The following is a 9,924-nucleotide window of genomic DNA, read 5'->3' on the forward strand; positions in this document are numbered from 1 at the left end:
TTACTGACTCGGATTATAACGGAAGCTCAGCCCCCCGGCTGCGAGATCCTCGCATTTTTCACATAACGGGTTAACTATCGTTCAATGTGGGCTGCTGGCGGCCAAAAATAACCTCCATTCTGGCGCCGCCCAGCAGACTTTCGCTGGTTTCGATTTTCCCGTCGTACTGGTCGACAATCTCACGAGCGACGGCTAACCCGACGCCCTGGCCAGGACGTAGCGTATCGGCGCGCTGACCGCGATCGAACACCACGTCGCGTTTATTTCGAGGGATCCCTGGGCCATCATCCTCAACGATAATATGCAGTTCGGTTTCCGTCTGACGCGCTGACACTTCCACGAACTCCAGACAGTATTTGCAGGCGTTATCCAGCAGGTTACCCATCACTTCCATGAAGTCATTTTTTTCACCCACAAAGCTTATCTCTGGCGAGATATCGAGGCTGATGTTAACCCCTTTACGCTGATACACCTTGTTGAGGGCGGACGTGAGGTTATCCAGAAGCGGGGCTACCGGGTGCAGCTCGCGGCTGAGAAGCGCGCTTCCTGAACGCATGCTGGCGCGGTGCAGGTAATAGCCAATTTGCTGTGAAATACGGCTGATCTGTTCCAGCATCACCGGCTCGGCATCATCGACGCTCAGCTTCGAACTGCGCATTGAACGCAGGGTACTTTGCATGACGGCCAGCGGAGTTTTCAGGCTGTGGGTCAGGTCGGTAAGGGTGGTACGGTATTTATCGTAGCGTTCGCGTTCACTTTTCAGCAGGCGGTTGAGGTTACGCACCAGGCTGGTGAGCTCACGGGTGGTTTCCGGGTTCAGCTTCTCGCGATGATGTTCTTCCAGCTCACGAACCTCTTTCGCCAGTGACTCAATGGGGCGCAAGCTCCACCACGCCGCCACCCACAGCAGCGGGATCACCAGCAGGAGATTCGCAGCCAGAACGTAGATGAACCAGCTCCAGACCATATAAGAACGCTTCAGCTCGACCGGAATGGTGTCGATCACCACAATGGTCAGCTGCGGCATGTTCAGCGTCGCCGGATAGAGGTTAATCGCGACGGAGTGCGTCATCTCCGTTTCGGCGTTGTCGGCGCGGATCTCGTTCAGCTTTTGCTGCAGGGAGCGATCTTCACGGATCAGCGAGCTGGTGGTGTTGAGATCGGCTTCAATTTCATGAAACCCGTTGGTTTTGAGCCAGTCCGGACGAATGCTTTTAACCAGCCAGGGGATATCACGCTGTGCCCACAGTAATTTCCCTTTTTCGTTATAAATCAGGGCCAGCGTTGGGCTCTGCTGGTTGAGGTTTTCCGGCATTTCGACGGTGATTCGGTTGTTTTCCCACTTCGCCAGGGTATAAAACAGATTGCTTTCGCCGCGCAACAGCCGAAAGGTTGTTTTATCAAAGCTGACGCTGTAGCCCACCAGGGCGACCATGCCGTAGGAGAGCGACAGCACCAGCACGACGGCGGCTGTTGCCAGTAAGAAACGAACCCGCAGCGAGAGGGGCAGAATGTGGCGTAAAATCCCTCTCATTTAGCGTAATTCGAACAGGTAGCCCTGGCCACGGACGGTGGTAATCACATCCTGCGGATACTGCGCCTGAATTTTCTTACGTAAACGGCCCATCAGCACGTCAATGGTATGGCTCTCGCGCAGTTCAGCATCAGGATAAAGCTGGAGCATTAAGGAATCTTTGCTCACCACTTTGCCATTGTTACGGATCAGCGTTTCCATGATGGTGTATTCGAAGGCGGTGAGCTTAATCACTTCCTCATTGATCGCTAATTCCCGGCGGGAGAGATCGACCTGGAATGGCGGGATGGAAATAACCTGTGAAGCCAGCCCGCTGTTGCGGCGTAACAGCGCCTGCATGCGCGCCGCCACCTCTTCAATATGAAACGGCTTGGTGACGTAATCGTCTGCACCCGCGCTGAGCACTTCGACCTTATCCTGCCAGCCTTCACGGGCGGTCAGAACCAGAACCGGCAGGGAGACATCGTGGCTGCGCCAACGGCGAATTAACGACAGGCCGTCTTCGTCAGGCAACCCTAAATCGACAATGGCGATATCCGGCAGGTGTTCATTGAGATAATAATCGGCTTCTTTTGCATCTTCAGCATCGTCCACCTGATGTCCCATCTCCTGAAGCTGAACCTTCAGGTGATGGCGTAGCAATGCGTTATCCTCAACAACCAGTACGCGCATCATCTCTTCTCCCTAAATAATTGGTATGAATAGTTTAACGCTGATTATGTTGTTGTGGGGATAAACATTGAGTAAACCGGGGAAAAGCATCCCCCTTTTCGGGCGAAAAGGGGGAGAGGGGCGTTACTTCAGCTCGTCGACCATGGTGATGGCGCGGCCAATGTAGTTCGCCGGGGTCATCGCCTTCAGGCGCGTTTTCTCTTCTTCCGGCAGCGCCAGACCGTCGATAAACTGCTTCATGCCTTCGGCGTCAACGCGTTTGCCGCGGGTCAGCTCTTTCAGCTTCTCGTACGGTTTTTCGATACCGTAACGGCGCATCACGGTCTGGATTGGCTCCGCCAGCACTTCCCAGTTGTGATCCAGCTCGTCCAGCAGACGGTCGCGGTTCACTTCCAGTTTGCTCACGCCTTTCAGGGTGGACTGGTACGCGATCAGCGCGTAGCCAATGCCCACGCCCAGGTTACGCAGTACGGTGGAGTCGGTCAGGTCGCGCTGCCAGCGGGATACCGGCAGTTTGCTCGCCATATGCTGCAGCACGGCGTTCGCCAGGCCCAGGTTGCCTTCGGAGTTTTCGAAGTCGATTGGGTTCACTTTGTGCGGCATGGTGGAAGAGCCGATTTCACCGGCGATGGTTTTCTGCTTGAAGTGGTTCAGGGCGATGTAGCCCCACACGTCACGATCGAAGTCGATCAGGATGGTGTTGAAGCGCGCGATGCAGTCAAACAGTTCGGCGATATAGTCGTGCGGCTCAATCTGCGTGGTGTACGGGTTCCACTGAATGCCCAGAGAGGTCACGAACTCTTCGCTGAACTGGTGCCAGTCCACTTCCGGGTAAGCGGCGATGTGGGCGTTATAGTTACCGACCGCGCCGTTGATTTTGCCGAGGATCTCAACCTGCTCCAGCTGACGGTACTGGCGCTCCATACGGTACGCGACGTTCGCCATCTCTTTACCCATCGTGGATGGGGTGGCTGGCTGGCCGTGGGTACGGGAGAGCAGCGGAATGTCGCGGTATTCCACGGACAGCGCTTTTACCGCGTCGATGATTTTACGCCAGTAAGGCAGCACCACCTCTTTACGCGCGGTGGAGAGCATCAGCGCGTGAGAGAGGTTGTTGATGTCTTCAGAGGTACAGGCGAAGTGAATGAACTCAGACACGGCATGCAGCGCAGGGACGCTTTCCACTTTCTCTTTCAGGAAGTACTCAACCGCTTTCACGTCGTGGTTGGTGGTGCGTTCGATGGTTTTAATGCGCGCGGCGTCTTGTTCGCTAAACTCGGCAACGATTTTATCAAGGTAATCGTTTGCCTTTTCGTCAAAAGCAGGAACTTCCTTGATTGCTGCCTGGGCGGCCAGCTTTTGCAGCCAGCGTACTTCAACCTGAACACGGAACTTCAGCAAACCATATTCGCTGAAGATCCCGCGCAGCGCGCTGACTTTATCGCCGTAGCGTCCATCGACAGGGGATACGGCGGTCAGTGAGGATAATTCCATAATTCGCAACTCCGGGAGGTTAACAATGAGCAAGAATTTGTTTTGCCTGAGTGGTCAGGCGATTACGAGAAAACATTAACTGCAGGCGGCCACCGCCCACCTGGTGCCACAGCACGGCGGCGCGGATACCTGCCAGCAGGGACGCGCGCACTTTTGCCTGTACCTGCGGACTTTGCAGCACGGCAGGGGAGCCAGTGACCTGAATACGCGGGCCCAGCGGGCTGATGACGTCAACATAAATGCCGGCCATAGCGCTCAGCAGCGTTTCCGACTGCAGGTCAAAATGATCGAGCTGACGCTGCAGCCCGGCAATGCGATCGCCCAGCGTATTCATTGCGCCTTTTGCGGCGTTCAGCTTACGCTCCAGCACCATCAGGCTTAACGTGTAGCGGGTCAGCTCCGCGTTTAATCCCTGACGGCTGCTGGCGTTAAGCACGCCGAGCAGGGTTTCAAGACCGAGACGAAGATTAGTTTCACTGCCGCCGAACACGCCCAGGGTCGAGCCGGGGTTGAGATCGATAACGCTGTTCAGTGAAACGTGCAGGGCATCTGCGTCGCAATGACCCTGATGCGCCAGCTGTTGCACCAGACGGGCTGACTGGCAAATTCCCGCCAGCGCCAGGGTGATGTCATAGTAGTTCTTCGCCACACGCTCTCCTTTATGTGTGAATCGTATTAAACAGCAGGCAGCGGCAGGCGCTGTTCAATGATCCCGCCGCCCAGACAGATTTCGCCGCTGTAGAAGACAGCAGACTGACCCGGGGTGACGGCCGCGACCGGCTCGTCGAAACGCACGTCAATGCGATCGTCATCAAGCGCGGTAATGGTGCAAGGAATATCGTTCTGGCGGTAGCGTGTTTTCACCGTGCAGCGCAGGGTGCCTTTCAGCGGCTCACGATCGACCCAGTGAAGCTGCTGCGCGATAAGGCCAACGGACATCAAACGCGGATGATCGTGACCCTGGGCAACAACCAGAATATTGTTTTCGACGTCTTTGTCGACAACATACCATGGATCTTCGCTACCTTCTTTGGTCCCGCCAATACCCAAGCCTTTACGCTGACCGAGCGTGTGGTACATCAGCCCCTGATGCTGGCCAATCTCTTCCCCGTCGACGGTGACAATTTTACCCGGCTGAGCAGGCAGGTAACGTCCCAGGAAATCGCGGAATTTGCGCTCGCCGATGAAGCAAATGCCGGTAGAGTCTTTTTTCTTCGCGGTGATGAGGTCCAGCTCTTCGGCGATTTTACGCACCTGCGGCTTTTCCAGCTCGCCGACCGGGAACAGGCTCTGGGCGATTTGCTCGTGGCTCAGCGTATAGAGGAAGTAGCTTTGATCTTTGTTGCCGTCCAGACCGCGCAGCAGCTGGCTTTTGCCATTGACGTCTGCGCGACGCACGTAGTGACCGGTCGCGATGTAGTCAGCGCCCAGATCTTCCGCGGCGAATTCCAGGAAGGCCTTAAATTTGATCTCTTTGTTGCACAGAATATCCGGGTTCGGCGTGCGGCCCGCTTTGTACTCTTCCAGGAACAGTTCAAAAACGTTGTCCCAGTATTCTGCGGCAAAGTTAACGGTGTGCAGTTCAATACCGAGCTTATCGCATACGGCCTGCGCGTCGGCGAGATCCGCAGCGGCGGTGCAGTATTCCTCGCCATCATCTTCCTCCCAGTTCTTCATGAACAGGCCCTCCACCTTATAGCCCTGTTGCTGTAACAGGTAGGCGGAAACGGAGGAATCGACACCGCCGGACATGCCGACGATCACTTTTTTCTGGCTGTTATCTGACATGGAATACTCACGACATTGAACTTCAAGGCGGCGTATTCTATCACGCCCCCCCACCATTGACACCCTCTGTAAACGGCCAGTTAAATGCGCCGATGACATCCAGCGGCAGGCGTGCGCCTGACTGCCAGCAGCGAATGCTTTCCGCAACCAGCGGCGAGCGCAGGTTTGGCGCGTTCAGGATCTCGTCGGCGGTGACCCAAAGACAGCGATCGATATCGTCATCCTGCGGCTCTGTGGCGCACGTTTCGCTAAGCTCAACGGCGAATAAAAAGCGCAGAAACGGGGTGTGATCCGGCGCGATCCACTGGTGCATACGGATGAAGTGCTGGGGTTCAGCGTGAATGCCGGTCTCTTCCCACAGCTCGCGTTTTGCTGCCTGCAGCAGGGTTTCATTGGCTTCAAGGTGTCCGGCAGGCTGGTTCCACAGCGCTTTGCCGTTAATGCTCTCTTCAACAACAAGGAATTTACCCCTGGCGTGGACCACGCAGGCAACCGTGACATGAGGTTTAAACATAGTGACTCCTTAAGGGGTGACGTCGCGCCATTCGCCGTTTGCCAGCGTTTCCAGGGTGTAGCTGCCCATGGCGTAGCGAATCAGACGCAGGGTAGGGAAGCCGACGTGTGCGGTCATGCGGCGAACCTGGCGGTTGCGGCCTTCATAAAGGGTGATTTTGAGCCAGCTTGTCGGGATGGATTTGCGTTCGCGAATCGGCGGGTTGCGCGGCCACAGCCACTCCGGCTCATTCACGCGTTCAATACCTGCGGGCAGGGTTGGGCCGTCGTTCAACGTCACGCCGCTGCGTAGCGCTGCCAGCGTCGCGTCATCCGGCTCGCCTTCCACCTGGACGAAGTAAATTTTGCCGGTGCGTTTGCCCGGCTGCGTGAGCTTCGCCTGCAACGCGCCGTCGTTGGTTAAGACCAGAAGGCCTTCGCTGTCGCGGTCCAGGCGCCCGGCCGCGTAGACGCCCTGAACAGGAATGTAGTCCTTCAGCGTGCTGCGCCCGGCTTCATCGGTAAACTGCGGCAAAACATCGTAGGGTTTATTGAACAAAATAACCCGCTTCGGCTGGGTTTCCTGCGGTCTTCTGGCGGCTTGTCGCGAGCTGAATCGCTCAACCCGGTGTTTTGTAAAAGAAGTTTTCTTCATGGTATTTTCAGGCGTTATCAATTGCCGCATTATAGCCTAATAACGAAGACCTTTCATGGCGCAGGACAATCAGGTACTATCGAAGGGCTCATTACAATTTATTAACATAAGATCAGTAACAACCAGAAGCGCTCGAAGGAGAGGTTAATGGAAAGCAAAGTAGTTGTTCCGGCGGAAGGTAAAAAGATCACCCTGCAAAACGGCAAGATTAACGTTCCTCACAATCCGATTATCCCGTTCATCGAAGGTGACGGTATCGGTGTAGACGTTACCCCGGCGATGCTGAAAGTGGTTGATGCCGCTGTTGAGAAAGCCTACAAAGGCGAGCGTAAAATTTCCTGGATGGAAATTTACACCGGTGAGAAATCTACTCAAGTTTATGGCCAGGACGTCTGGCTGCCAGCAGAAACGCTGGACCTGATACGCGACTACCGCGTTGCTATTAAAGGCCCACTGACGACGCCAGTTGGCGGCGGTATCCGTTCCCTGAACGTGGCACTGCGTCAGGAGCTGGACCTGTACGTGTGTCTGCGTCCGGTTCGTTACTATCAGGGCACCCCAAGCCCGGTTAAGCACCCTGAACTGACCGATATGGTTATCTTCCGCGAAAACTCAGAAGACATCTACGCGGGTATCGAATGGAAAGCGGACTCTGCTGACGCAGAAAAAGTGATTAAATTCCTGCGCGAAGAGATGGGCGTGAAGAAAATTCGCTTCCCTGAGCATTGCGGTATCGGCATCAAGCCATGCTCTGAAGACGGTACTAAACGTCTGGTGCGTGCGGCCATCGAATACGCGATCACCAACGACCGTGACTCTGTGACTCTGGTTCACAAAGGCAACATCATGAAGTTCACCGAAGGCGCGTTCAAAGACTGGGGCTACCAGTTGGCGAAAGAAGAGTTCGGCGGTGAGCTGATCGACGGTGGCCCATGGCAGAAGATTAAGAACCCGAACACCGGCAAAGAGATCATCATTAAAGATGTGATCGCCGATGCGTTCCTGCAGCAGATCCTGCTGCGTCCTGCAGAATACGACGTAATTGCCTGTATGAACCTGAACGGTGACTACATCTCTGACGCCCTGGCAGCACAGGTTGGCGGTATCGGTATCGCCCCTGGCGCGAACATCGGTGACGAGTGCGCCCTGTTCGAAGCGACCCACGGTACTGCACCTAAATACGCGGGCCAGGACAAAGTGAACCCAGGCTCTATCATCCTGTCCGCAGAGATGATGTTGCGTCATATGGAATGGTTCGAAGCCGCAGACCTGATCGTTAAAGGTATGGAAGGCGCGATCAACGCGAAAACCGTAACTTACGATTTCGAACGTCTGATGGAAGGCGCTAAGCTGCTGAAATGCTCAGAGTTTGGCGACGCGATTATCGCGAACATGTAATCCAGATTCTGGGTTAAACAAGAGCGGGGGCCTGAGGGTTCCCGTTTTTTTTGCCTCTGCCTGCGGGAGACAACACGATGTTAGCCACCGTCCTTATCGCTGTCGTTGCTTTCATTCATCTCTACATTCTTGTGCTGGAAATGTTCCTGTGGAATACCAAAACAGGACACAAGGCCTTTAATCTGCGTCCTGATTTTGCGCGCGAGACCCGCGTGCTGGCCGCGAATCAGGGGCTGTATAACGGTTTTCTGGCAGCCGGTCTGCTCTGGAGCCTCTGGCTCGGGGAAAAGGGGATTCAGGTGGCCATCTTCTTCCTGGCCTGCGTGCTGATCGCCGGACTCTTTGGCGCAGCCACCGCCAGCCGAAAAATTTTGTATGTACAGGCCGCGCCCGCTCTCGCAGCGCTGCTTGCGTTACTCATCTGAAGCAATGCTTTGGTTGAGATAAGGCGTCCGATATACTGATGGCTTTACCCTTACAGGTTAGCGACGAGACTGTTATGAACAACGATATCCCACTGAAATATTATGACATTGCCGATGAGTACGCGACGGAAGCCGCAGAGCCGGTCGCTGAGTCAGAGCGCGACACGCTGGCACATTATTTCCAGCTGCTGCTCACCCGTTTATCGAATAATGAGGAGATTAGCGAGGAAGCCCAGCAGGAGATGGCCACTGAGGCCGGGATCCGTGCGGGTCGCGTTGATGATATTGCGAACTTCCTCAATCAGTGGGGAAATGAATAGTCTGCTTCAAAAGCCGTTATGCTGATGCTTTGCGATACAGCTCAGCATCACGCTATCGGACCACATGCATTTTTTCCGCAGAATATGCGACGCGGGGGCGTCGATAAACAGCGCGAAAATAACGGTCAGACAAAAGAGTACCACTGGGAATAGTAAGGATAATTTCACGTTTTTAACCAAAATATGAGTGTGCTTCAGGGTAATCTACCGTCTGAATGTGACGACTATATGTTTTTGCGTAAAAAATAGAAATGCCCGACTGGAAAAAACGGACGCGCAAGGCTTCGGATTACGTTGCGACCCCGGTGAGTCGCTTCGCCAGCTCGCTCCGGGTGAGTGCTTTTGAAAAATACCATCCCTGAATCAGCGCATCGGGATATCTGCTTGCAATAAAGCGATATTGAATTTCATTTTCCACACCCTCGAAAACAAGCGTTTTATTCAATCTTGCCAGGGCATCGCAGAAGATTGCAAAGATGTTTTGCTTATAATGCTCGCTGATGCCGTCCACCAGCGACTTATCAATTTTGATTTCATCATATTCAAGCAGCGACAGGCGGGCGAGATTGGAGTTTTGCACGCCAAAATCATCTATTGATATTTTAACGCCGAGCGATTTCAGCTCCTGACAGAATCCCTCGAGGATATCTGCCGTGGAAACGGCTTTCTCAGAAAGTTCGACCTTCATCAGGGAAAGGGGAAGGTGATTGGCAAAACACGCACGACGCAAAATGGTAATGAACTGTCCATCTTCAATTTCCTTGTGCCCAACGTTTATTGAGACTATCAGCTGGTGTTTTATCGCCAGAGGGGCAATTTCGGAAAGGGATTTTTCGATAATGTTACTGTAATATTTTTTATACAGACCGATCTTCTTAATTAATGGGATAAACAGCTCCGGAGAGACGTCCCCGTGCTTTTGGTCACGCCATCTCGACAGAACTTCTACACCCACGATTTTTTGATCGTGAATGCGAATAATAGGCTGATAGTTAACGCTGATGGTATTCGTGAGGACGGCTTTTATCAGCGTACGTTCCAGAGAAAAACGGTCTTCATAGATACGGAAGGTAATGGTGCCAACTTACTGATTTAGTGTATGATGGTGTTTTTGAGGTGCTCCCGTGGCTTCCATCTCCATCAGTT

The 9,924-nt window shown here is 54.0% G+C and carries 10 protein-coding genes and 1 pseudogene; 3 read left to right on the forward strand and 8 right to left on the reverse strand.

Translation table 11 applies throughout. The features are described from left to right. Nucleotides 1–70: 70 nt before the first annotated feature. The 7 genes from phoQ to rluE all read right to left on the reverse strand — a co-directional run bounded on the left by phoQ (nucleotide 71) and on the right by rluE (nucleotide 6,665). Nucleotides 71–1,534, reverse strand: a complete 1,464-nt coding sequence (phoQ, locus tag QMN93_RS17955; protein ID WP_033145232.1) for a two-component system sensor histidine kinase PhoQ — start codon at nucleotides 1,532–1,534, stop codon at nucleotides 71–73. Further along, nucleotides 1,535–2,206, reverse strand: coding sequence for a two-component system response regulator PhoP (gene phoP, locus QMN93_RS17960; RefSeq protein ID WP_033146521.1), 672 nt, complete (start codon nucleotides 2,204–2,206; stop codon nucleotides 1,535–1,537). Nucleotides 2,207–2,329: 123 nt separating this feature from the next. Further along, nucleotides 2,330–3,700 carry an adenylosuccinate lyase gene (purB, locus tag QMN93_RS17965; RefSeq protein ID WP_008500757.1) on the reverse strand — a complete coding sequence of 457 codons (1,371 nt, stop codon included), beginning with the start codon at nucleotides 3,698–3,700 and terminating at the stop codon, nucleotides 2,330–2,332. A gap of 19 nt (nucleotides 3,701–3,719) precedes the next feature. Then, nucleotides 3,720–4,349 (reverse strand): high frequency lysogenization protein HflD, encoded by a 630-nt coding sequence (gene hflD / locus QMN93_RS17970; protein WP_023311236.1) that lies wholly within the window; start codon nucleotides 4,347–4,349, stop codon nucleotides 3,720–3,722. Between the two features lie 26 nt (nucleotides 4,350–4,375). Then, nucleotides 4,376–5,488 (reverse strand): tRNA 2-thiouridine(34) synthase MnmA, encoded by a 1,113-nt coding sequence (mnmA, locus tag QMN93_RS17975; protein WP_193139048.1) that lies wholly within the window; start codon nucleotides 5,486–5,488, stop codon nucleotides 4,376–4,378. A gap of 40 nt (nucleotides 5,489–5,528) precedes the next feature. Continuing rightward, entirely contained in the window at nucleotides 5,529–6,002 is a 474-nt protein-coding gene (locus QMN93_RS17980) for an NUDIX hydrolase (protein WP_054829927.1), read from the reverse strand. A gap of 9 nt (nucleotides 6,003–6,011) precedes the next feature. Next, nucleotides 6,012–6,665 carry a 23S rRNA pseudouridine(2457) synthase RluE gene (gene rluE, locus QMN93_RS17985; RefSeq protein ID WP_023311239.1) on the reverse strand — a complete coding sequence of 218 codons (654 nt, stop codon included), beginning with the start codon at nucleotides 6,663–6,665 and terminating at the stop codon, nucleotides 6,012–6,014. 117 nt (nucleotides 6,666–6,782) lie between these two features. Here rluE and icd point away from each other — a divergent pair, with 117 nt between their 5' ends. From icd to QMN93_RS18000, 3 genes are all read left to right on the forward strand, one after another. Then, nucleotides 6,783–8,033 (forward strand): NADP-dependent isocitrate dehydrogenase, encoded by a 1,251-nt coding sequence (gene icd, locus QMN93_RS17990; protein WP_032657958.1) that lies wholly within the window; start codon nucleotides 6,783–6,785, stop codon nucleotides 8,031–8,033. 77 nt (nucleotides 8,034–8,110) lie between these two features. Continuing rightward, nucleotides 8,111–8,458: a DUF1304 domain-containing protein gene (locus QMN93_RS17995; protein WP_047061595.1), complete on the forward strand. Its 348-nt coding sequence runs from the start codon at nucleotides 8,111–8,113 to the stop codon at nucleotides 8,456–8,458. A 74-nt stretch (nucleotides 8,459–8,532) separates the two neighbouring features. Then, nucleotides 8,533–8,778 carry a YmjA family protein gene (locus QMN93_RS18000; protein WP_069302655.1) on the forward strand — a complete coding sequence of 82 codons (246 nt, stop codon included), beginning with the start codon at nucleotides 8,533–8,535 and terminating at the stop codon, nucleotides 8,776–8,778. 289 nt (nucleotides 8,779–9,067) lie between these two features. Here QMN93_RS18000 and QMN93_RS18005 read toward each other — a convergent pair. Beyond that, nucleotides 9,068–9,850: pseudogene (locus tag QMN93_RS18005) on the reverse strand (EAL domain-containing protein); the annotation flags it as partial. Nucleotides 9,851–9,924 lie beyond the last annotated feature (74 nt).

Origin of the sequence: Enterobacter sp. R-1.6.2 (assembly GCF_035064085.1) — a bacterium.
Lineage (GTDB): Bacteria > Pseudomonadota > Gammaproteobacteria > Enterobacterales > Enterobacteriaceae > Enterobacter > Enterobacter asburiae_B.

What these genes read in the sequence shown, in the direction of transcription:
- phoQ (WP_033145232.1), bottom strand. Translation starts at nt 1,534, where the DNA reads ATGAGAGGGATTTTACGCCACATTCTGCCCCTCTCGCTGCGGGTTCGT.
- phoP (WP_033146521.1), bottom strand. Translation starts at nt 2,206, where the DNA reads ATGCGCGTACTGGTTGTTGAGGATAACGCATTGCTACGCCATCACCTG.
- purB (WP_008500757.1), bottom strand. Translation starts at nt 3,700, where the DNA reads ATGGAATTATCCTCACTGACCGCCGTATCCCCTGTCGATGGACGCTAC.
- mnmA (WP_193139048.1), bottom strand. Translation starts at nt 5,488, where the DNA reads ATGTCAGATAACAGCCAGAAAAAAGTGATCGTCGGCATGTCCGGCGGT.
- QMN93_RS17980 (WP_054829927.1), bottom strand. Translation starts at nt 6,002, where the DNA reads ATGTTTAAACCTCATGTCACGGTTGCCTGCGTGGTCCACGCCAGGGGT.
- rluE (WP_023311239.1), bottom strand. Translation starts at nt 6,665, where the DNA reads ATGCGGCAATTGATAACGCCTGAAAATACCATGAAGAAAACTTCTTTT.
- icd (WP_032657958.1), top strand. Translation starts at nt 6,783, where the DNA reads ATGGAAAGCAAAGTAGTTGTTCCGGCGGAAGGTAAAAAGATCACCCTG.
- QMN93_RS17995 (WP_047061595.1), top strand. Translation starts at nt 8,111, where the DNA reads ATGTTAGCCACCGTCCTTATCGCTGTCGTTGCTTTCATTCATCTCTAC.
- QMN93_RS18000 (WP_069302655.1), top strand. Translation starts at nt 8,533, where the DNA reads ATGAACAACGATATCCCACTGAAATATTATGACATTGCCGATGAGTAC.